This is a genomic window from Prochlorococcus sp. MIT 1318, assembly GCF_047304505.1.
In the GTDB taxonomy this organism is placed as follows: domain Bacteria; phylum Cyanobacteriota; class Cyanobacteriia; order PCC-6307; family Cyanobiaceae; genus Prochlorococcus; species Prochlorococcus marinus_D.
In genome coordinates this window covers 580,482-600,132 of sequence record NZ_CP138958.1, presented here as the reverse complement: position 1 = coordinate 600,132, position 19,651 = coordinate 580,482, and the positions used below count along the sequence as shown (strand labels likewise).

Genomic DNA, 19,651 nt, shown 5'->3' with positions numbered 1-19,651 from the left:
CAATTCATGCTGGCTGAATGCTAATTAGGCATCGAGTGAAGGTTTGGATTGTCGGGTACGTTTTAATTCGCCGCGCAGTTTTTTGGCTTGAAGACGACGTTTCTTTGCTGCTTGACTGGGTTTGGTTGGTTTGCGTGTCTTGGGAACTGCTTCTAAGCCCATTCGTAAAAAATAAGCCAGTCTCGAAAGGGCTAACTGACGGTTTTGATATTGCGAACGTTCTTCCGCTGCAACCACACGTATACAACCAGCCACCAAGCGATGTTGAAGTTGATTTAATAAGCGTTTTTTTCGAAAAGGTCCTAGTGCAGAGGTTGCGTTGAGATCAAAGATCAGTTCAACTCGACTATTGGTCTTATTGACGTTTTGCCCACCAGGACCTGAAGCTTTGGAGAATCGCCATTGTAATTCAGCTGATGGGATGACTAATTGTGAATTAACTCTTAGATCGTCCATTGACTTTAGTAGCAGATCTTGGAAGTATTTTTTAGGAGTGTGACTCTATTGAATTGGGCTTAGTGGCATGGCGCATGTTAATGATTAAAACACATGATTGTTGCAGGTCAAGATTTGGCTAGGCCAGATTTAACTGGCCATGGCATTGGTGCTAACCCTTCTTTTTTGAAGGTTGAGATTGTTCATACTTCTGCTTATGGAAACTTCGTAAGACAAACTTAGAATCTTCTCTTAAGCTAATGACTGGGTTTTGAGGTCGCATCGCTTTTTGGATGCTTTCAAAGCCAAATACTCCCAATGATCCATTCAATGAATAATTGACGTCCAAGGGCTAAATTAATAAGCAGGTGATCATTCTTCTTTTTTTTGATTATTACGATTTCGGAATGCCCTCTCGCCTGTCCAAAATGCGATTGCAATTAATACGGCTGTAATCGTTAGGGGAAAATCGGTAATTGATACAGCGAACATTGGATAAATCATCTCTGGCTTTACCTGAAGTAAATGGCTTGAGTTTGAGGTTGTAAATTTAGGCTATAGAACTTGTTCTCATAAGCCTTCAATGTGTGTTAATTCGATATCTTTTTGTCGTCAGCCTCTTCTCGAATTGCTGCTTTGGCTTCTTGCCAAAGTTGTTCTAGTGCCGTCAGTGCTTGGCCGCTTAGCTGGCCCTCGAGTGCTGCTTCAACGCGAGAAAAGCGATCAAGAAAGCGTTGGTTTGTACCTGCAAGGCCTTCTTCTGGGTTTAGGCCGCACCAGCGAGCAACATTCACAAGAGTGAACAGCACATCACCAAGTTCTGTTTGTGCATGGGCTTGGTCTTCATGCTCTACCGCCTCTTTGAGTTCCTCGAACTCTTCTTGCACTTTTCCCCATACTCCATCGATGGTGTTCCATTCGAAGCCAACGTTCGCGACCTTTTTTGAGATGGCCATCGCTCCAGCCAGAGCTGGCTGACCTCTGACCTTGCTACGTAGACGATCGCTTAGCGGACTTTTAGAGGCTGAGCTGGGTTGCTCGCTCGCTTTAATCGATTCCCAACTTTGCCGAACTGCTTCGCTGTCGATTGCGACTGCCTCTGCGAACACATGTGGGTGTCGGCGAATCAGCTTTGCGCTGATGCCTCGGGCGATGTCTTCAAGATTGAAGCGTCCTTCTTCGTTAGCGATCTGAGCATGTAGAACGACCTGCAGAAGAAGATCCCCTAGTTCTTCGCTGAGGTGGTTGTCATCGCCGTTGCGGATGGCGTCGGCCACTTCGTGGGCTTCTTCCAACAGGCATTGAATCAAGGAGGTATGGGTCTGCTCTAGATCCCATGGGCAACCTCCCTTTGGATCCCTGAGCTGGGCCACGATGTTGACCAGCTCCGCGATGGCTTCTGTGGGAGCCAGATGCTGTTCGGCGTCCATGGCCATTGGTTTGTATTGGCCTACCTTCTCATCGATGACGCCAGCGATGCCATTCGGCGGGCAGGGGATCGCCATCGAGAATGAGGTGTAGCCAAACACTGGCTTCCAGCCCGAGCAGCAGTGACAGGATTGGTTGAGGATTAAGCCGTAGCTGCTCATTCAATGCTTTGGCAAGGCTGAGCGGTGCAGGACAACCCAGCGGCTGCAAGAGCATCAGTAGTAGGCCAGTCCAACTCATCAGGTAGGCGAGCCTTAGACCGGTACCGATCAGTGGGCCGTGGGAGAAGAGGGAGCGATGGGGAATCAGTTTGCGGTAGGGCCACCAAAGTCCTTGCAAGACCCCCCAGCGCTTCAATGGTTTTGAGTCAGTGTCGAGGTCTGGGGAAAGCCACAGTCCGCCGACTACAAAGGCGAGCCCACCCATCAGACCACTAGGCAAGCCCATCACAAAGCTCAGAGCGAAGCCAAATGGCAGGCTCCAGAAGCAGGTGGCTTTGTCGTGGTCTTCGCCTGAGGCCATGTCTCTTCTATGGTGATCAAGTCCACCCTGACCTCTTGGGGCACAATTGTCTCTAGGGGCGATTAGCTCAGCGGTAGAGCGCCTGCCTTACAAGCAGGATGTCGCTGGTTCGAACCCAGCATCGCCCATTCATTGGCCTCAATGAATTTTTGGTTTGCCTAAAACTCATAAAAAGCTGTTCACTCAATTCAATGAGCCTTAAATGCGATTGCTAACTGATGGGATTGGCAAGCCAATAAGCTGAATTCTGCACCTTGCATTGTGTCAAGACATGCACCTGAAAAATGTTTCATTGCATCTTTAATTATGAATGCCTTTGAATCTGACTTTTGAGGCCATGAGTTAAGCTTTTGCGAACTGAAATCTGTTGTTGGGCATGCTTTTAATGTGCTAATTGGCTTACGGTCTTTACAAATCACATTGCTTGATGATGAGTCGTGATTAGGGCAACAAAGTCATGCTTCAAGTTTGCCTGAGCTAGGTCGAGAGGAGTTGCTGGTAGGCCGTCTATGTTTCAATTGAGTAGCAATATAAATATTGCCCCAGTTCAGCCATTCTCTCAAATCAATCTGCTTGCACTGTTTAGAGCTCTCTGCCTGCTCTGCCGATTTAGGCAGGGTTTCATCATGATCCTCATCAATTCAGCATGAGGCGAGCTTCTGATCACAACTCCCTTTAGACCCATGAAGGCTGACCCGCATGATCAAGCCAGGATTCCCAAGTCCTAGGCCTGAAAGGGACCACTGCAGAGCTAGATTTCTTGAGAATGAAGAATGTCGCTAGGGATGCAATAGTGATTCATCGTTAATTCTTCGAGATGGAAAATGGTCCGCGCCTAGGGATTACGCCAACCGCCGCAGCTGAGTTGGTTCGACAGGCTGCTTTGGCCGGCAAGCCAGGCTTGATGCACCTTGATTTGATTAAGGCCACCTACGATGAGGGTTGGCTGTACATACGACTCCAGCCTGGTGAATGTGGTGGTGTGCCTGTCGCTAGAGCAGATGGCATCACTCTTTTTGCACCGGTTGGCCAGTTCCATTTACTTTCGGGTCTCACCCTCAATTATTATGGAGATTTGAGTGGTGGCGGCTTCTTGATTAGTTTGCCTGAGGGAGCTGAAGCATCTGCTTGTGGTGGAGGTTTTCGTTTTATAGAAAAAGAACAGTAGTTATTTGTAGCAAGTGCTCTGGCCTATTTAACATGCCATGTGAATCTTGGCATGGCTAAATTGTTCAACTGTGATTTGATTTGCTGGTGATACTTTTTTTGTTGATCATTTTTATTGCTTTGATGTATGAGCTTTGCAGGAGGTTGGGCCGCTGCCTAAGCGTTTCTTCAGTGAGATTTCAGGTCAGGGTTTGATCCTTTTGGCAGCTCTCACAGTGACCAAAGAACTCAAGTGTGTGGAAGATCAGCTGAAAATTATGACTTTGTTCTTGCGGGATGTTGAGGTTGTGCAAAGGGCAATGCTCGATCGGCAGCGTTTTGCCGCAGTCCACGCATGTGAGGTGATGAATGTCTCTTTCCACTGGCGCATAGAGGGCTTCACCTGTAGGTAGATGTCGGCATCTCACCAGTCCTCGTTGTTGAAGCTGGCGCAAGTTTCTGTATACGGTCGCAAGTCCCATGGCATAGGGGCTGTCCTGCAAGGCGCGATACAGCTGCTGACCGCTCATTTCATCGCAACAGCCACGTAGTTCTTTCAAAAGTTGCTTCTGTCGCAGTGTGGGCTGGCGCTGATCTAGAGGCATGGATGAGCTCGTTCACTTGATCTTTTAGCTCAGAGGAGCTGGCAAGAGGATTGCTTTTGACAAATTTTTTGTATCAATGATTCTAGAGAATCAACGAGCAAGACCATTGCAAGAATTCAATTTTATGCAAAAAAGCAGATGTTTAAGCAGATCTCAAGAGAATATAGAATCTTTGATTGATAAACTCTTTACCTCATTTTGAAATGACATTCGTCAGAGCTTTGGTTTGTGATTCAGTTTCGGCAATTGACTCACTGATGTGTCATTAATCGCGATGATTCGCAATCAATGACTAAGTTTTATATTTTTTGCTGAAAACTAAGCCAGCCCTGCAAGATATTTAAGGTCGTTATTCTCAAGTGGTAGTAAATCCAGTGACCCTTACGTCGATCGCTAATCAAGTTAGCATCCTGCAAGGGCTGGAGGTGAAAACAAACGCGTGATTGTTCAAACTGTCACTGATTAATCAGAACATACAATATTTATCAGACCAGGGAAGTTCTTTTATTTTTTGCATGACAATAGGATCTGGAAGCGTCTTGATTAGAGTTCTCGCACTTGCTTTTGCAGCGCTCTCATGAGAGTCAAGTGGAAGAATATCCGCCAAGCTTTTGCACTCACAAGGGCAATTAGCTTAGTCTGATTCTCAACGCGAGTCAGCCACTGCTGTGGGTTATAAGTAGTTTTTAAGGTTGTTTTGGGTGCTCATGTCATTACATGATGAGCAGCGATCACTGGGCACAAGTGTTCAATCTGATCCATCCAATATCATGAAAAATTCTGCAAAAGAATTCCATTGCTGCAGAATTAGCCACATGCACAGTTGAGCTAGATGGATAGGCTCGCCACAGCCTGGGCGATATTTCAGGGCCTTCTGCTTGAAGCGATTCCCTTCCTGTTGCTGGGTGTCACCATTGCTGGCCTGGCCCGCTGGCTGGTACCCCAGGGTGCCTGGATCGGACGTCTCCCCCGGCATCCACTGCTAGCGCCGATCACGGGTGCCTTAATGGGTTTTGCCCTACCTGCTTGTGAATGTGGCAATGTTCCTGTCGCCCGCCGCTTGCTGGCCAGCGGTGCTCCTTTGGGCACAGCCTTCGGCTTTTTGTTTGCAGCGCCAGTCCTGAATCCGATTGTTCTCGCCAGCACCTGGGCCGCTTTCCCTGATCAGTCTTGGTTGCTGATTGCTAGACCACTGGGAGCCTTTCTCATCGCTTTGTTACTCAGTGCTCTTTTGGTGCAGCTACCAGAAGCGCAATTGATTGAATCGTCCCTACTGGCAGAACGGAGTCTTAGCCAGCCCTTGAGCAGCATCGGCCTATTAGAAAGAGGCGCTGGGCTGATCGGAGCCGCGCTACCCGATCCACAACCAACGAGAATTGAGCGACCTCAACTCAGTGAGGTGCTGGAACAAAGCAGCCGGGAATTTCTTGACCTGCTTGCTCTACTCGTACTCGGTTGTGTGATCGCGGCCCTTGTGCAGAGCTGGCTGCCACGCAGTTGGCTATTGGCGGTAGGCAGCGCGCCGACACTCTCGATTGTGGCGTTAATGCTGCTGGCGATTGTGGTCTCGGTGTGCTCAAGCGTGGATGCTTTTCTGGCCCTTGGCTTTGCTGCCCAGGTGACACCAGGAGCCCTGCTGGCGTTCCTGTTATTGGGTCCGGTTGTGGATCTGAAACTTGCAGGTTTGTTCACGGTGTTGCTCAGGCCAAAAGCGATTGGCATCACGGCAATCGTGGCCTGTTTAGGCGTGCTGCTCATCGGCCAGTGGGTCAATTTATGGCAACTTTGAACAGGAGAAAACGATGATGCGTGCCCTGCTTCTGCAGCTGTGGGGATTGATGGTGGTCTGGAGTGTTCATTCAGGTCGTCTCGACCTCCTTCTCGCTGGTGGCTTCCACAAACTTGTCAGCGCTTCAGGAGTGGCGCTGCTGATTGCGGGTGTGATGGTGGGACTTAAAAGCCGCAAGCGGAAAGAATCAGTCTCATGGCCCTGGCTGGCCAGTGCTGGGATGGCAGTCCTTGTGTTAGCAGTGCCTCCGCAACCTTCCTTCAGCGACCTGGCAGCCTCGCGCCCGCAAGGCCTACTTGAACCGCCGGATCTTGCTTTCGTGCTGCCGCCTCAACAGCGCACGCTTACGGACTGGGTAAGGCTATTGCGCAGCCAGCCTGACCCGGATCTGGTGGATGGCAATCCTGTCAACATCAGTGGATTTGTGCTCAATAGAGGCGACCAGCCAGCCCAGATCGCACGCCTTACTGTGCGCTGCTGTCTGGCGGATGCCACCCCTGCAGGTCTACCGGTGTCCTGGCCAGTGGACGCTAAACCCAAGGTCAATCAGTGGCTCAAGATTGAAGGGCATATGAAGGTGGAAACACGTCAGGGCCAGAGAGTCGCCGTTGTGGTTCCCGAGACAATCACCCCGATTCAAAGGCCGGAACGACCGCTGGAACCATGAAGCAAAAGATGTGGGTGCTGCTAACAAGTTTCGCGGCTCTGGTACTGGTGCAACAGCAACTGCTGCTGAGCCGTCCACCCCGATTGCTGTCACGCACACCGCAGCCCCTTCAGTCAGGTAGTGCTGCCCTTGACCTTCGCTTCAGTCGGCCTATGCAACTGGGGAGCGTGGCGGCAGATAGTCAACTACAACCGGACCTACTTCACCGTTGGCAGGGGGAGAACAATCTTCTGCGTTTGTTGATTGATGCCAATCAGAGAATCAAGGCTTCAATTCAGCTGACGGTTGCTGGACAGGATCATCGAGCCCAGGCTCTACCTCCCCAACACTGGTGGTGGGATCCGAGACCCTGGCTGTTAGTGAATCGCCAGGTGGATGGCGGAGACCAACTGCAAGTCCAGAGCCGCGATGGGCGTTGGATACCCCTGGGCCCCACGCTGAATCAGATTCAGAGAGTTGTTCCCCTTGGCAATGGCAAGGGAGCCGCCTTGATCGAAAGGGATAAGGACTGGAAGCAACGACTCTTTTTGCTGCCTTTGTTGCCACGCAATATCACGGCTCATCGCGATCAGCTCGCTGCTCCAAAGGCAGGGAAATTGATGCCATTGGTGCCAGGGCAATATCTTTTTGCTGATCTCAGCAGCAACCTGAACGGTGATCTGCTTGCGCAAACAGGAGGATTCTCTCCAGGAAGTGGACGCACTGAACTGATCAAAGCGGATGGCCAGAGAAGAACCCTTGAGATCAAAGCCTCCGGTCCGATCCAGCTGCTTCCGGCCGGTGGTGGAGTGGTTGTGCCCACCTTCAACGGGCTGACACTGCGTCCATTGATTGAAAACTACAAGACCCCCCAACTCCTCCCCGGGGCAAGGGATCTCGGAGATTTCTGCCAAGCCACGGGCAGGGCAGTGCTCATCCGCCATTGGCCGGACTATCGCCGTTCCATCGAGTTGGTGATTCCAGGATTGCCCCCTAAGCAGCTCTGGCTTGGCGAAGAGTCAGTGCTGGCCTTGAGTTGTGATAACAGGGGCGAGCGTGTTTGGGCGGTTCTTGGTCGCAGGCAGGATCGCCGCATGCAACATGAGCTTGTTCTACTGGATGGCGACGGCTTGGTACTGGGCCGCCGCCAACTAGCACCATGGACTTTTAAGCCACGTTCAATGCTGCAGTTTGACCCTGTGGGCGAACAGTTGTTGATGACCGTCACCAAGCCAGAATGGGATGCAGGTCGAGCGGCTCTGATGGATGCCACCACGCTTGAATGGCTCAAGGTATTGCCAATACGAATTAAGGAGGCACTTTGGTTGTCCGCAGGGTGATCTATCGCTGTTGGCTTAGAAGCTGAATGTGACGCCGGTGCCGACGTGGTGCTGCCAGCCTTCACCCCAGCCTGAGCCTCCTTCTGAACTGTAGGTGGGCTGCCAGTGGGCGAACAGAACAGTGTTGTTGCCGATTGGATATGCAACTTCCAGTTCGCCTGCGAAATCGGTGCGCTGTTCTAGTCCGGAGTAGCTGCCTGGTACGTAGAAGCGTGGTCCAGCGTTGAGGCTGATGTTCAACAGGTCGACATTGAAACCGACTCCAAGACGGGGATCGGTGTAGTTGCCCATCCATGTGCCATCCGATTCCCATCCCTGCCGATGCTCGATAGAGAGATAAACGCCATCGATTAGATCTTCGAGGCGATCGCCGAGAGCAAAATTGACATCTCCATCACCCAGTGCCCAAACCACTTTCGCGCCTAGTTCATTCTTCAGACCCTTAATGTCTTCGCCTTGATCCTTGGTGACGTAGTAGGGATTCCAGGAGACCGAGAGGCTCAGCCGATCGTTAGGGGAATAGCGCGCCTGTAGGAAACCGCGGACATCGGAGCGTTTGTAGTCGGTGTCATGGGCCCCATGGCCAGCATGATCATCGTCGTCCTCATGCTCGTCATGCTCGTCGTCCTCATGCTCGTCATGCTCGTCGTCATCATGCTCGTCATGGTCGTCGTCATCATGCTCATCGTCGCTATGGCTATCCGTCTCTTCGTCATGCTCATCGACATGAACCTTGCCGTAAAAGTGTTCCGCTTCACCCCACACCAGGGCTGGACCAATGGCGGCTTCAATCGCGAAGCTACCGTTATTGCCAAGACCCCACTCCATCACTACGCCAAACAAACCATCGATGGCGTAGTGCTCAGGGCTGCCCTCGAGGTTGGTTTCGAACCCTCCATGGCCTTCGATGGTGAGAACGGGGGATGTACGAAATTCACCTGCCTCTAGCGCTTCTGCGCCACCGCCGCCATGGTTGCCACCTGCAACGCCGGGGCGGCAGAGGGTGGCATCAAGCGTTGTTGGAGCAAGTAGGAGCGCTAGAAGTAAAAGCTTGGGCCGATTGAAGAGACGATGAGACATTGGTTTGTGTAGGAATGAATTGAAAGGGATTCAACAAAGGTGAAATTGATTGTTCAACGAATTGCGGACCAACGCACCATCAGTTCATCGGCAGCAGCCTGATCACACTGGCCTCCTTGGCCTTGGACCACAGTGCAAATGTTTAGCGTTGCCGTGCCCACTGTGGAGCGATCGGGAGCGAGGCCATCGGCGAAAAGAGGTGAGCTATAAACGGGCAGACCAGTGCTGCGGCTGATACGGCGCAGGGTCTTGCTGACAGGCAGAGATTCAGGGAAAAGGGTTTGGGCGCCGGAGCCTTGCACTTCAGCTGTGATCGTTCGAAGGCTAGAGGGGCGCAAAACGCCTCCGGTTGTGAAGGAATCGAGCATGGTGATTTGTCTCAGCCCATAGCGATTCGTAAGGTAGCTATAAGCTTTGTGTTCACTCACGAGAACGCGCTGATTCTCAGGAATCGTCGCGAACTGGTTACCGCCCCAATCACCAACTGCATTGAGCACGTTAATCGCTTCTGCCGCCCGAGCAGCCAATGCAGCCTGTTGCGTTGCAGGCAGGACAGGAGCGAGACGCTCAGCAATAACGGTCACCATCGCGGCCGAGTTGGCGGGATCGTGCCAGACATGGGGGTCTGACTCGTCGTGGTCATGAGCACCATGCTCCGCATGGCCGTTGTCGTGGTTTGCGTGGACCGTCGTGGGTATTGCTTTCTCCGCTACGGCAACCACCTTGGCTGAACCGCTGATTTTGTTTGCACTCGGGGTGAGGTTGTAGCCGTTGTGCAACACCAAACTCGCACTGCTCAGAGCTTGTCGATCACTGGGTTTGAGCCGGTAGTTGTGGGGATCGCTACCCGGTTGAATCAGGCAAACTACCTTGGCATCTGAGGCCACAAGGGTGCGAGTGAGATCACAGAGCACACCATCAATGGCGACCACGGTTGGCTGACTTGTCTGTGCAGAAACTGGAGTAGCAGAGACTGTGGCTAGAACAAGCAGAGCGTTTATTGCTGAAGGTGTGATACGGCGAGCTGCAGCCAAAATGTTCTAAAATGAGAATGATTCCCATTTTTATGGCCAGGCGGGGTTCTGTGCGTTCTCTTGTTTCAGTTCCAAGACAGGACCAAGGTCTTTATCAGTTGGGTGTTGGCATTGCCTCAGCGATGCCGAGCCTCAGCGTGCAAGGAGTCTCCTATGACTACGACAACTGCCCTGCCATTAAGAGTGTTGATCTCGACCTTCACCCTGGGACGCTTACAGCCCTCGTCGGTCCTAATGGTGCTGGTAAGTCCACCCTGCTTCATTTGATTCAGGGTTGCCTTAGAGCGAATCAGGGCACGATTGAAAGCAACGGCAGTATTGCTTTGATGCCACAACGGGCGTCGATCGACTGGTCGTTTCCGATCACGGTGACGCAGATGGTGGAGTTGGGAAGATTGCGTACGCGCAATCGAGGGCAGCAGCTTTCTGCGCAGCAGCTACTCAATCAGGTTGGGCTGAATGGTCTCGGTGCTCGACGGCTCGACCGGCTGTCAGGAGGCCAGCAGCAGCGGGTGCTGCTGGCACGGGCACTGATGCAGCAGACCAGCATCTTGTTGCTCGATGAACCTTGCAGCGCCATCGACCCGCCGACGCGTGAACACCTACTCACAGTGATGCGCCAGCAAGCAGAATCGGGACAAACCCTACTCGTGAGTAGCCATGATTGGGGCAGTGCCCTCGACAGTTATGACCGAGTGGTGGTGCTCGACGGTACGGTGCTTGCCTGTGGCACACCCGAGGAAGTTCGCCAGAACCTCACCGACATGACTTGCATGATGGGCAGTCACTGCTGTGGATGACTTTGGCGTTTGGTGGCTAACGCCACTGATCTTGGCTCTGATGGTTGGGCTGATCTGCCCGACGACTGGTGCTCTGCTGATTACTCAGCGACGCATCCTTTTAGCCAATCTGATGGCCCATTCGGTCTTGCCAGGGCTGGTGCTTGCGCTGGCATTCGAGCTGGATCCCCTAATCGGTGGTTTGCTGAGCGGTCTGCTTGGTGCGTTGCTGGCAGAACAGCTCAACCATCGCTTCAAAGGCCGGGAGGAGGGCGCAATGAACACCGTGCTGGCGGGTTTCACTGCCCTGGGGGTGCTGCTGGTGCCCCTGCTGCAAGCGCGAATCGATCTGGAAGCCCTTCTTTTTGGAGACATGCTTGCTGGCAACGGTAGCGATGTGATCCGGACGCTGATCGCTGCCGTTGCCTTGCTGCTGCTGTTGCTCAGTCGTTATCAGGATCTTGTGTTTCTCGGTGTGGATCAGGAGGGAGCGATCGCGGCGCGACGACCGGTCATGCAGATCCGTTTCATCACGATTCTGATCACCGCTTTGGTCGTGATCAGTGCAATCACTGCCGTTGGTGTTGTGCTTGTGATTGCCCTGCTTTGCGCTCCTGTGCTGGTGAATCTTGATTGCAGCGAGAGTCTGCGCGTCTTGATGCTGCGCTCTGCTGGCACTGGTGTGCTGCTGAGCAGTGGCGGATTAATGCTGGCGATTTTGTTGGATCTGCCGCCGGGGCCTTTGATTGGGGTGCTTTGTCTGGTGTTGTTGTGTTTTTGGCGCCGTTGACCAAGGTTCAGATTGACATCGCTACTGACGGCAAAAGTTGTTCTGAGCTGCCATCCCCTCGCTAATCGGGATTCTCCTTTCTAGATGTGCACGACCCAACGGCTAGCCAGCGCCAAGACCAACAATGCTCCGCTAGCTGTTAGCCAGGGTTGTCGCTGGCGGCTGATTAGACGCCGAAGTAACACCACACAACCAAGCCAACCAACCGCAATTGCCAAGCTTTGGCAGAAGCCAATCACCTTGGGATCGGCGCTCCATTGAGGCCAACCAATCGGCAACACAGTGCCGGCCTCTGCCATGCCAATCGGTAGATGACGCGCCAAGAGCACGCTCCACAACAGTGGCAAGGCGGTATACAGCCAGCGACGCTCCACCCACAGACCTGCAGCTGCTGGCAGGCTTAGCGCTAGTGCAGCAAACACCAGTCGCGCTAAAAGGGGCCCCTCCTGGAGAGACTCTGGAGCCAGGGGCAACCAGCCCAGTAGTCGTTGCCAATGATGCAGGGTGATTCCACCTGCCAACACCAAGATCAATCCCTTCTCGCCTTTTGGACCATGCATGCTGCGTTGCAGATCTGCGGCTGGAGGCCGCAGTCGCAATTGCACGGAGTGGTGCGGGCATGCTTGGGCGCAGGTCAGACAAAGGACACAGTTGCGGTTGTCGCTGAGATGGGCTGGATGGGTGCCCAGGGGGCAACCTTCGCTCGCCATCCCTTCGCCTTCAGCAGGACCTCCTTTGAAACAGGCGTAGGACGTGCAACTCCCTGAGCAAGTGCCCGATTGCGCACGTAATTCGAGGATCGAAAGCTTTGCGAATAGGCCATTCATGCCGCCAACTGGGCAGAGATAGCGGCACCAGAATCGCTTTTCGAAGACCAGTGAACACAGCACAGCTCCTGAGGTAATCAGTAGCAAGAGACAACTGCTGAGTCGAGCGGTGTCTTCTAGGTTCCAGACCTCTTCCCAGATCAGGATCGCTGCGAACCCTATCGCCAAAACTGGTGCGCCCCAACTGTCGTGATCGCCATGGGGCCAGAGTCTTGGTTGCAACCAACCGGCAGGTAAACCCAAGGTTGAGATCAATTTTGCGAGAGCCTTTTTGCTGTTCTGAGCAATTTCGCCCCAGACCATGAATGGACAGACTGCACACCAAAGTCGCCCAACTAGCGGGTAAGTCAGCAGGATCAGAGGCCACCACCAGGCCCAGAAAAATTTGAGCATGCTGTTATGTGCCCTGTCTTGTGGGCCAAACCACAGCCACAGGTTCACGAGCACGAAGACCCAGCTCACCAGCCCAAAAAGCAAGCCGTTCCAGAGTTGGGGTGAGCGCATCAACTGACGTAGTTGAGGCTTCCAGCGCCAGATCTCAAAGCGCAGGTTGGGTTCCCGGCTGTTCACCCAGAACACGTCTTCCGGCAAAGCTGCGGGTAGGACCATGGTGATTGCAGCGCTTGCTTGCTCAGCCGCGGCCTGGCTGCGGGCTTGTTGCAGGGCCCGTTCCACCACGCTGTCCAATTCGCGGATGTTGTTCGGGAAATCGTGGCTTTGCAGTCGCCTGACAATTGCTTCGGGCAACTCGGGAGGGCGACTCCAGCCCAGACTGGCGCTGCGCTGGCGCAGGCTGTAACGGAGCCAATCGCCCAGATCGGATCGTCGCACTCTTAAGGGTGGCACTCTGATCTGAGTTGCTACCCCCTCTAGCTCTTTGAGGCTTGATTCGGCAGTCAACAAGATCCGCCCCGAGAAGGCAGGGTGGCCTTCAGTGGCAAGGGCAATCAGACGTGCTTGCAGTTGAGGCTCTGCAAGATCAATGCAGTCGATCAGCAGATTGCCATTCCCTAGGCAATCGAGCAGAGACAGTTCATGAGAGCCTTCTCTGCCAAAAAGTTCAACGCCTTGGCCTCGTATGTTGCTGGCATCGAAGCGCATCAAAAGAAGGCGTCGATCGGCAGAGCCGAAATGCACCAGTCTGGCGATGTTGTCTTTTTCTAAGCCTGGTTCACCACTGATTAAGACTGGCTTGCGCTCTGGATCATTGGCTGCTTGGCGAATGGATTCCCGTAACTTGCAGGCATAACGGCTGCCGCCCACGACGCCGCGGCGTGGGCGACCGATTAGGTAGGGAGCCATCCGCATCATGTATTGATGGCTGGGGGTGGTGGACTCCATACCGATCAGACACGACGGACATCCAACTCATCCAAGCTGACAGCAAGCCATTGCGGCTCAAGCTCATCTTGATCAATTAATTCATGGGGCTAAGCGCTCGATGCGCCAGGTTTGCGCATGGTTGCTGTCTTGTTGGGGTCGGTAGCGAAATCGATCGTTTAGCCGGTTCTCGCGTCCCTGCCAGAATTCGAATTCAGTCGGAGCCACCCGAAAGCCACCCCAGAACTCAGGGAGGGGTACTTCACCATTGGCGAAGCGACGATTCATTTCTTGCCATTTCATTTCCAGGATCTGGCGCGAGCTGATCACTTGGCTTTGCTGCGATACCCACACCCCAAGGCGACTCCCGAAGGGCCTTGAGCTGAAATAGGCCTGAGATTCAGCTCTGCTGATGCGCTCAGCAGGGCCCATGATTGCGACTTGCCGCTCAAGGTCATACCAGGGAAAGAGCAGGCTCACATTCGGATGCGCAGAAATGTCTTGGGCTTTTCGGCTGCCGTAATTGGTGAAGAACACAAATCCGCGCTTGTCAAAGGCTTTGAGCAGCACTGTGCGGCTACTGGGGCGCTTGCCATCAAAGGTGCTGAGCACCATGGCTGTGGACTCTTGCAGATCAGCTGCGATGGCTTGCTGAAGCCAGCGACGGAATTGCTCCACTGGATCGGCATCTAGGTCGACACTGCGCAGGCTTGCTCGTTGGTAATTCCGCCTAATCGCTGCAATGTCTTGATCAGGGGAGGGTGCACCCATGGGAGCGATGGGGTTAAGAGGATTCTGAGCCAATGCCGCTTGGGCCCGCCGCTTGATGTTCTATCTGTTTAGCAGGGTGTATTACTGCTGAGGATTAATCCTTTCAGTAGCGGTTTTGAAAGATCTGCATTGGCAGGCCTAATGAAGATCAGCATCAGCGCCTTGCCATGGGCTTAGCAATGGATTGATTGGTTTTGAGTTTTAAGGTTTTAGGCCTTTGGGTAGCAGGGCTCCCTCAAGGCGGGCGCCCTCCAGCTGGGCTCCTTCTAGCTTGCTGTTTCTCAGAGCGCATCCACGTAGGTCCGCTTCGCGTAGATCGGCCTCGCTAAAGGATGTGCCCTAGAGGCAGCAGCCAAACAGGTTGGCTCCGTGCAGATTGGCTCTCTGTAGCAGGGCATAACCAAGGTCTGCGTTGTTGAAATCTGCTTTGCCTAGGTCAGTGAGTTGATCGAGTCCTGAACGGAAATTTGCCTCGACTAGCCGGGTGTGATGCCATCTGCTGCTGGCAGCAATCACGCCTCTTAAGCAGCAGCGATGCATGACAGCCTCGCTGAAGTCTGCTTTTTGCATACGGGATCCGGAGAGGTCAGCTTCGTGCCAAAACGATTGCTGAGCTTGAAGATTGGAAAGATCTGCCCCCCATAGCAAGGCTTCTTGAAAACAGCAGCCCTGGACGTTGGCATTGCTTAGCTGGGCATGACCAAAGCGGGCTTCCTTGAAACAGCTGTCGGTGAGTTCGCAGCTTGAGAGATTGAGATCAAGACCATCGACTTGAATGAGCTGAAGCCCTGGAAAAGAACGCTTGCCATCAGCAAGGGCTTGTCGTAATTGGTCGTGCTTTCGTGGGTCCAGAGAAGGAAGCTCCTCGATCAGATGATGGAGGAGAGTTCGTCGAGCTGTTGGCGGCGGGCGGTCATGATCAGTTTTTGCGCCTGGCTAATCAGTTTGAACACAGCCTTGTCCATCACCTCGTAGTACACGAGGGATCCTTCAGGGCGGCGATGCACCACTCCAGCGATGGTCAGCAGCTTCAGGTGTTTCGATACCAGGGCCTGGCTTAGGTCAGTTTTTTCAACAACGGCAGTTACATTGAGCGGTCCGCTCCTGAGTGCCTCAAGAACTGCCAGGCGATTGGGCTCTGAGAACACTTTGAAGTACTCGGCGAGGAGCTCCATATCAATAACTTGTATAAAACAGAATAAACTTAGCGTGACCTGCTGAGACTTGATGAGGTATATTAACGCAATAGCGTTATATTAGCTTTAGCGTCCTTGCTGGATTGCTGTCTGGGCTGAAGCCCCTGCAGGCTTGTAGTTACAGGATTGCTGATCAGCCTTGAGGCCTCTAGATCTTGCGGGTTCTTGGGCGCGATTGGCTGTATCGAGGCTGCTTGTGTTCCTGTGTTGTGATTTGGATACTCGGTGTATTTTGCGATTGCCTAAGGGAAAGGGCGATTTTTAAAGCAAAGGCCTTATGATCACTTGCCAGTTAGAGCAAGGTGATGACGGCCACTACTGCTACTGCCCCTACCATGAGAGGAGGAGGGAGGAATGAGCTTCCGCCACACCTTGATGACAACCTCCTGACTCCGCGTTTTTACACCACAGAATTCGATAAGGCAGCCAAAACTGATCTTGACATCGCCCGCAAAGATTTTGAGGCGATGTTTAAAGAGATGGAAGCAGACTACAACCTGAAACATTTTGATCGCAAGGCTTCTCTAGAGCGCCTTTCTGAACTCTCTCCTGAAGACAAGGCTATTTATGAGAGCTATTTGGTTCGCTCTGTTGTCTCAGAGTTTTCTGGATTTTTACTCTTTAAGGAGATCTCAAATAGATTCAAGAAAGCAGGTCGTCAGGAATTAGGGCAGTTTTTTACATTTTTAGCAAGGGATGAAGCTCGTCATGCAGGTTTTCTTGGTAGGGCATTAAAGGCAGAAGGAATTAATGTTGATTTGCCAAACTTAGGCAACAAAAGAGCGGCCACATTTTTTCCGCTCAGCTGGGTGCTCTACTCCTTATATCTTTCTGAGAAGATTGGCTATTGGCGTTATATCTTGATTAACCGTCATCTGAATGACAACCCTGAGAAGGTATGTGCGCCTTTATTTGACTTTTTTGAGCCATGGTGTCAGGACGAAAATCGTCATGGTGATTGCATCAATCTGATGATGCGTTGCTGGCCAGGAATGACCAAAGGCTTCCGAGGCAAACTGCTAAGCCGCTTTTTCCTTTGGAGTGTTTTTCTTACTCACACACTCACTGTTTGCGAGCGGGGTGATTTCTATGGGCTTTTGGGTATCGACCCTGTCCTTTTTGATGAGGAGGTGATCATTCAAACCAATAACACTTCTCGCAATGCATTCCCTTGGGTTTACAACTTCGATGATGGCAAATTTCTGGAGATGCGTATGCAGATCTTGAAGGCATTTCGTAATTGGAGGGAAAGCTCTGGCTTGGCTAAGCCGGTAGCTCTTAGTAAGTTTGTTTCATTGATTCTTAGGCAGTTCGCCTTGCCAATGCAGAAAACAAATGCAGTTCGCTATGGATAAATTCTTCTGCTGAAGAAGACTTGACGAAATCCTGAGAGTTTTCTTCAGCGTACAGCACAAGTTATATTTCCGTAGCCTTTGTTGCTTGAGTTTGTTTATAGATCAAAAGGGCTGCCTGCTTTAGATTTAATGTTGCCCAAATCTTTGCCGAACTGCATTTCGTAGACCTCATCCTCATCCTGAGTCTCAACTTCTAGATCTCCAGTTGCTCTTGCCACGCAAAGCAGCCCATATCCTTTGTCGCGCATTTCTTTTGAAAGGCCAATACCAGCTGTTTGATCCATCTCGCCAGATAAAATTCTTACGGCGCATGTTGTGCAACAGCCATTTCTGCATGAAAAAGGCAGCTGCTCTCCACGTGACTCGAAAGAGCGCAGAATATATTCCCCATCTGGCACATCAACAGTAATTGTGCGGCCTGCTTGGCGGTGGTGGATTGTGATCTTGTGAAGGGATGTCATATGAGTAGCAAGAATGTGAAAGTGTTTTTTCGATGTAGTAAGGATAGGTATTTTTTTATTGCTTCGCTAGCAGATGAGTTTGTAGTGTTGGCTTGGTGTTGATTGATCACCCGTATCAACTGCCAGTGCAATTATTTATTGAATACTAAGATCCCTATTTGTTGGTGCCGGTGGTAATGAACTTGCATGTTCATGTAATTGATCCACATCTAGTTGAATGCTGCAACTCTCACCACCAAAGCGCATTTTCAGCCAATTGATTGCTGTGAGTTCGTTGGCAACCACTGCTTCCACTCCTGTGCCAGGCAGATTGAATTTCTGAACCAGTTCAGGAGAAAGATACCAAAAAGCTACATCGTCGCCATTGCGCTTCCGACGTTCGCGAATTGTTTCTCGTAATTGCCCATTGCCGGTCAGTTGGCCGGTAGGGGCCAATAGTACGTAGAGAGCTTGGGTCTCTGACATGGTGAAAAGTGCTTAGAGAAATCCTTTAAATCAATCTTATACGCCAAGTTGTTTTGTCTTTGCAGGATGGAGCTCAGCCTTTAGTGGCAATGGTAGGGCGGTGCTTTGATTGTTTTATAGGTTTTCGCCTTTGCCTTCTTCAGTTTGGTTGTGTGCTCTACGTGGCTGATTGTTCAAGATGATTGCACTGATATTGCGTTTGAACGGAATCTGAAGCCATCAATCACACTATTTTCAGCTTGTTAGTCGATCCCGTTAGCTCTACTGGCTAAGAGCAGCACCGCCAGGCAATGTCTTCACGCTGCCTACTTTTTCGCGCCAAATATTGAGGATTGATGCGGTTTGTTGTTGGGCCATTGTTCCTTTTTGCAAGAGTTGTCTTAGTTCTTGCCTAAACGTGGGTGATTGTGGCGGGTTTGCCAATCTTGGAAATCGCTCTGAGTTTTGTAGATGAGCGGTGATCACTGAGGGAACACCTACCAACGATCCTTGCGAGCAGGCCGTTGTATCAGTCTTGATTTGTCCTGATTCGTTGCTGGCCACTATTCCTAGAGCTCAAGTTTTGAGATCTGGCTTTTGAAAAGCTTCTCCTGAGATGCCACCTTTGCTCTCAAGCGACTGCGTCCAGTGTGTTCAACCAGCCGATGCTGCCATACCTGCATGGTCCTGATCGAATGTGCTGACCTTGCCAGCTTCGTTGCCTTAACTTTGCCCATCTCATCATCTGCTCTATGGAGGTGCCAGCAAGTGCCATGTCTGCTTGGGGGATCTGCCATCCAGCGCAACCATGCCTCATCGATCAGTGAAGAAGATCTAACGAATGCTTCCTAGGCAGCTCATGAGCAGCTCAGGGGATCAGCGATCAAGTTCAGTCTTCTGGGAAAAGCAGGTTGGCGAGTTCTTCTGCATCAACGTCATAGACGCGCGCCAGGCTGGTTTCAATGGCGCTGGTCACGTCTCCTGGAAGAAAGCGCATCGCATTGAGAGCATCTTCCGAGATCTCATCAGTGAGCAGCTGATCCTCAGATTCGAGCTTTTCATCATTGATCACGGCCAATACCCACGTGATGTAGGCATCCACCAAATTCGAAAATTCGAGTTCGGGATCGTTCAGATCCAGGGTCATGGGCCCTGCCGGATTAGACACCTCATCAGTCTGCCTGCTGGAGGAGAGGATGTCTGCCATGGACGATTCCCAAGCAATTCTGTTTCAGGGCAAATTGGTTGATTTTGCTTTGGCTGAGCTGGTGCGGCAGCACCGGGATAGCTTTCAGCCCCTCTGGACGGTGGATAGTTGGGCCAAGTTGCTGATCTGGATGGCCCTCAACTGTGGTTTGTCGGGAGAGCGCGAGAGTCTTGAGTTATTTGCCGAGGCTCTGGGGCCGAGGTTGACGGGTCGCTTGCGCGGGTTGTTTTACGAACGAACCTTGGAGGATCTCGAATTGCAGCTGATGGCTGATCCAGCTGAGCCCCAGGTGCTGGTGATGCCTATAGCCCCTGGGGCCGTAGTGACACCTCAGCAGGCTTCCAGGGCCTTGGATCAGGTGGGGTTGCTGGAAAGGGTTGAGTCCGACCGCAGTCGCTGGCAACAGCTGGAGGCAGTGGTGGCGATTCCTTGGAAAGTTTCTCAGTGATGTGGGTGATGGTTTCGAGCCGTCATGG

Annotated in this window: 23 protein-coding genes, 1 tRNA gene and 1 pseudogene; 9 read left to right on the top strand and 16 right to left on the bottom strand. The window is 52.0% G+C overall.

Annotated features, from left to right (window positions below):
* Positions 1 to 24: 24 nt before the first annotated feature.
* The 3 genes from arfB to SIB66_RS03125 form a co-directional block, all read right to left on the bottom strand.
* Positions 25 to 456 (bottom strand): alternative ribosome rescue aminoacyl-tRNA hydrolase ArfB, encoded by a 432-nt coding sequence (gene arfB, locus SIB66_RS03135; protein ID WP_063404465.1) that lies wholly within the window; start codon positions 454 to 456, stop codon positions 25 to 27.
* Positions 457 to 1,025: 569 nt separating this feature from the next.
* On the bottom strand, positions 1,026 to 1,940 hold the full coding sequence (mazG, locus tag SIB66_RS03130) for a nucleoside triphosphate pyrophosphohydrolase (RefSeq protein WP_236070418.1): 915 nt from the start codon (positions 1,938 to 1,940) through the stop codon (positions 1,026 to 1,028).
* Positions 1,894 to 2,385, bottom strand: a complete 492-nt coding sequence (locus SIB66_RS03125; RefSeq protein ID WP_063407588.1) for a metal-binding protein — start codon at positions 2,383 to 2,385, stop codon at positions 1,894 to 1,896. The genes mazG and SIB66_RS03125 overlap by 47 nt, the downstream gene beginning before the upstream one ends.
* Before the next feature lie 56 nt (positions 2,386 to 2,441).
* On the opposite strand from SIB66_RS03125, the gene SIB66_RS03120 reads away from it, so the two are divergent.
* Positions 2,442 to 2,513, top strand: a tRNA-Val gene (locus tag SIB66_RS03120).
* 689 nt (positions 2,514 to 3,202) lie between these two features.
* Positions 3,203 to 3,553 (top strand): hypothetical protein, encoded by a 351-nt coding sequence (locus tag SIB66_RS03115; protein ID WP_011131573.1) that lies wholly within the window; start codon positions 3,203 to 3,205, stop codon positions 3,551 to 3,553.
* 178 nt (positions 3,554 to 3,731) lie between these two features.
* Here SIB66_RS03115 and SIB66_RS03110 read toward each other — a convergent pair whose 3' ends face one another.
* Positions 3,732 to 4,136: a Fur family transcriptional regulator gene (locus SIB66_RS03110; protein WP_063407587.1), complete on the bottom strand. Its 405-nt coding sequence runs from the start codon at positions 4,134 to 4,136 to the stop codon at positions 3,732 to 3,734.
* 832 nt (positions 4,137 to 4,968) lie between these two features.
* Between SIB66_RS03110 and SIB66_RS03105 the strand changes: the two genes are divergently transcribed.
* The 3 genes from SIB66_RS03105 to SIB66_RS03095 are packed head-to-tail and all read left to right on the top strand — an operon-like array spanning position 4,969 to position 7,911.
* Positions 4,969 to 5,925 (top strand): permease, encoded by a 957-nt coding sequence (locus tag SIB66_RS03105; protein ID WP_063407586.1) that lies wholly within the window; start codon positions 4,969 to 4,971, stop codon positions 5,923 to 5,925.
* Between the two features lie 13 nt (positions 5,926 to 5,938).
* Positions 5,939 to 6,592, top strand: coding sequence for a TIGR03943 family putative permease subunit (locus SIB66_RS03100; RefSeq protein ID WP_063421799.1), 654 nt, complete (start codon positions 5,939 to 5,941; stop codon positions 6,590 to 6,592).
* A complete protein-coding gene (locus tag SIB66_RS03095) occupies positions 6,589 to 7,911 on the top strand; it encodes a hypothetical protein (protein ID WP_063407584.1) in 1,323 nt (440 codons plus the stop codon). The genes SIB66_RS03100 and SIB66_RS03095 overlap by 4 nt, the downstream gene beginning before the upstream one ends.
* Before the next feature lie 15 nt (positions 7,912 to 7,926).
* Here SIB66_RS03095 and SIB66_RS03090 read toward each other — a convergent pair whose 3' ends face one another.
* Positions 7,927 to 8,991 (bottom strand): hypothetical protein, encoded by a 1,065-nt coding sequence (locus SIB66_RS03090; RefSeq protein ID WP_063421801.1) that lies wholly within the window; start codon positions 8,989 to 8,991, stop codon positions 7,927 to 7,929.
* A gap of 53 nt (positions 8,992 to 9,044) precedes the next feature.
* Positions 9,045 to 10,025: a metal ABC transporter substrate-binding protein gene (locus SIB66_RS03085; RefSeq protein ID WP_063407582.1), complete on the bottom strand. Its 981-nt coding sequence runs from the start codon at positions 10,023 to 10,025 to the stop codon at positions 9,045 to 9,047.
* A gap of 122 nt (positions 10,026 to 10,147) precedes the next feature.
* On the opposite strand from SIB66_RS03085, the gene SIB66_RS03080 reads away from it, so the two are divergent.
* Both SIB66_RS03080 and SIB66_RS03075 read left to right on the top strand, forming a co-directional pair.
* On the top strand, positions 10,148 to 10,825 hold the full coding sequence (locus SIB66_RS03080) for a metal ABC transporter ATP-binding protein (protein WP_063407718.1): 678 nt from the start codon (positions 10,148 to 10,150) through the stop codon (positions 10,823 to 10,825).
* Positions 10,818 to 11,594 (top strand): metal ABC transporter permease, encoded by a 777-nt coding sequence (locus tag SIB66_RS03075; protein WP_063407581.1) that lies wholly within the window; start codon positions 10,818 to 10,820, stop codon positions 11,592 to 11,594. The genes SIB66_RS03080 and SIB66_RS03075 overlap by 8 nt, the downstream gene beginning before the upstream one ends.
* An 80-nt stretch (positions 11,595 to 11,674) precedes the next feature.
* On the opposite strand, the gene SIB66_RS03070 is transcribed toward SIB66_RS03075, so the two are convergent.
* The 6 genes and pseudogenes from SIB66_RS03070 to SIB66_RS03045 form a co-directional block, all read right to left on the bottom strand.
* Positions 11,675 to 13,762, bottom strand: coding sequence for a 4Fe-4S binding protein (locus SIB66_RS03070; RefSeq protein WP_063407580.1), 2,088 nt, complete (start codon positions 13,760 to 13,762; stop codon positions 11,675 to 11,677).
* Between the two features lie 81 nt (positions 13,763 to 13,843).
* Positions 13,844 to 14,512 (bottom strand): pyridoxamine 5'-phosphate oxidase, encoded by a 669-nt coding sequence (pdxH, locus tag SIB66_RS03065; RefSeq protein WP_063400047.1) that lies wholly within the window; start codon positions 14,510 to 14,512, stop codon positions 13,844 to 13,846.
* A gap of 201 nt (positions 14,513 to 14,713) precedes the next feature.
* A complete protein-coding gene (locus SIB66_RS03060; RefSeq protein WP_236070438.1) occupies positions 14,714 to 14,797 on the bottom strand; it encodes a hypothetical protein in 84 nt (27 codons plus the stop codon).
* A 54-nt stretch (positions 14,798 to 14,851) separates the two neighbouring features.
* A complete protein-coding gene (locus SIB66_RS03055; protein ID WP_236070417.1) occupies positions 14,852 to 15,052 on the bottom strand; it encodes a pentapeptide repeat-containing protein in 201 nt (66 codons plus the stop codon).
* Between the two features lie 33 nt (positions 15,053 to 15,085).
* A pseudogene (locus SIB66_RS03050) lies at positions 15,086 to 15,289 on the bottom strand (pentapeptide repeat-containing protein); the annotation flags it as partial.
* A 92-nt stretch (positions 15,290 to 15,381) separates the two neighbouring features.
* Complete coding sequence (locus SIB66_RS03045; protein WP_011131561.1) at positions 15,382 to 15,687, bottom strand: ArsR/SmtB family transcription factor; 306 nt, start codon at positions 15,685 to 15,687, stop codon at positions 15,382 to 15,384.
* A gap of 326 nt (positions 15,688 to 16,013) precedes the next feature.
* On the opposite strand from SIB66_RS03045, the gene acsF reads away from it, so the two are divergent.
* Positions 16,014 to 17,063 (top strand): magnesium-protoporphyrin IX monomethyl ester (oxidative) cyclase, encoded by a 1,050-nt coding sequence (gene acsF, locus SIB66_RS03040; protein WP_063407579.1) that lies wholly within the window; start codon positions 16,014 to 16,016, stop codon positions 17,061 to 17,063.
* Positions 17,064 to 17,158: 95 nt separating this feature from the next.
* Here acsF and SIB66_RS03035 read toward each other — a convergent pair whose 3' ends face one another.
* From SIB66_RS03035 to SIB66_RS03020, 4 genes are all read right to left on the bottom strand, one after another.
* Entirely contained in the window at positions 17,159 to 17,524 is a 366-nt protein-coding gene (locus SIB66_RS03035; RefSeq protein WP_063407578.1) for a 2Fe-2S iron-sulfur cluster-binding protein, read from the bottom strand.
* A 135-nt stretch (positions 17,525 to 17,659) separates the two neighbouring features.
* Positions 17,660 to 17,989, bottom strand: a complete 330-nt coding sequence (locus tag SIB66_RS03030; RefSeq protein WP_063407577.1) for a hypothetical protein — start codon at positions 17,987 to 17,989, stop codon at positions 17,660 to 17,662.
* A gap of 261 nt (positions 17,990 to 18,250) precedes the next feature.
* Positions 18,251 to 18,532 (bottom strand): hypothetical protein, encoded by a 282-nt coding sequence (locus SIB66_RS03025; RefSeq protein ID WP_063407576.1) that lies wholly within the window; start codon positions 18,530 to 18,532, stop codon positions 18,251 to 18,253.
* Between the two features lie 325 nt (positions 18,533 to 18,857).
* Positions 18,858 to 19,115 (bottom strand): hypothetical protein, encoded by a 258-nt coding sequence (locus SIB66_RS03020; RefSeq protein ID WP_063398958.1) that lies wholly within the window; start codon positions 19,113 to 19,115, stop codon positions 18,858 to 18,860.
* Between the two features lie 58 nt (positions 19,116 to 19,173).
* Between SIB66_RS03020 and SIB66_RS03015 the strand changes: the two genes are divergently transcribed.
* On the top strand, positions 19,174 to 19,623 hold the full coding sequence (locus SIB66_RS03015; RefSeq protein WP_041375284.1) for a hypothetical protein: 450 nt from the start codon (positions 19,174 to 19,176) through the stop codon (positions 19,621 to 19,623).
* Positions 19,624 to 19,651 lie beyond the last annotated feature (28 nt).

Excerpts from the sequence above, each read along its gene's own strand:
- SIB66_RS03110 (WP_063407587.1), bottom strand. The coding sequence starts at position 4,136 with ATGCCTCTAGATCAGCGCCAGCCCACACTGCGACAGAAGCAACTTTTG.
- acsF (WP_063407579.1), top strand. The coding sequence starts at position 16,014 with ATGACGGCCACTACTGCTACTGCCCCTACCATGAGAGGAGGAGGGAGG.
- SIB66_RS03095 (WP_063407584.1), top strand. The coding sequence starts at position 6,589 with ATGAAGCAAAAGATGTGGGTGCTGCTAACAAGTTTCGCGGCTCTGGTA.
- pdxH (WP_063400047.1), bottom strand. The coding sequence starts at position 14,512 with ATGGGTGCACCCTCCCCTGATCAAGACATTGCAGCGATTAGGCGGAAT.
- SIB66_RS03015 (WP_041375284.1), top strand. The coding sequence starts at position 19,174 with ATGGACGATTCCCAAGCAATTCTGTTTCAGGGCAAATTGGTTGATTTT.
- SIB66_RS03080 (WP_063407718.1), top strand. The coding sequence starts at position 10,148 with ATGCCGAGCCTCAGCGTGCAAGGAGTCTCCTATGACTACGACAACTGC.
- SIB66_RS03125 (WP_063407588.1), bottom strand. The coding sequence starts at position 2,385 with ATGGCCTCAGGCGAAGACCACGACAAAGCCACCTGCTTCTGGAGCCTG.
- SIB66_RS03115 (WP_011131573.1), top strand. The coding sequence starts at position 3,203 with ATGGAAAATGGTCCGCGCCTAGGGATTACGCCAACCGCCGCAGCTGAG.
- SIB66_RS03090 (WP_063421801.1), bottom strand. The coding sequence starts at position 8,991 with ATGTCTCATCGTCTCTTCAATCGGCCCAAGCTTTTACTTCTAGCGCTC.
- SIB66_RS03020 (WP_063398958.1), bottom strand. The coding sequence starts at position 19,115 with ATGACCCTGGATCTGAACGATCCCGAACTCGAATTTTCGAATTTGGTG.
- mazG (WP_236070418.1), bottom strand. The coding sequence starts at position 1,940 with ATGGCGATCCCCTGCCCGCCGAATGGCATCGCTGGCGTCATCGATGAG.
- SIB66_RS03055 (WP_236070417.1), bottom strand. The coding sequence starts at position 15,052 with ATGCATCGCTGCTGCTTAAGAGGCGTGATTGCTGCCAGCAGCAGATGG.
- SIB66_RS03100 (WP_063421799.1), top strand. The coding sequence starts at position 5,939 with ATGATGCGTGCCCTGCTTCTGCAGCTGTGGGGATTGATGGTGGTCTGG.
- SIB66_RS03045 (WP_011131561.1), bottom strand. The coding sequence starts at position 15,687 with ATGGAGCTCCTCGCCGAGTACTTCAAAGTGTTCTCAGAGCCCAATCGC.
- SIB66_RS03030 (WP_063407577.1), bottom strand. The coding sequence starts at position 17,989 with ATGTCAGAGACCCAAGCTCTCTACGTACTATTGGCCCCTACCGGCCAA.
- SIB66_RS03035 (WP_063407578.1), bottom strand. The coding sequence starts at position 17,524 with ATGACATCCCTTCACAAGATCACAATCCACCACCGCCAAGCAGGCCGC.
- SIB66_RS03105 (WP_063407586.1), top strand. The coding sequence starts at position 4,969 with ATGGATAGGCTCGCCACAGCCTGGGCGATATTTCAGGGCCTTCTGCTT.
- arfB (WP_063404465.1), bottom strand. The coding sequence starts at position 456 with ATGGACGATCTAAGAGTTAATTCACAATTAGTCATCCCATCAGCTGAA.
- SIB66_RS03070 (WP_063407580.1), bottom strand. The coding sequence starts at position 13,762 with ATGGAGTCCACCACCCCCAGCCATCAATACATGATGCGGATGGCTCCC.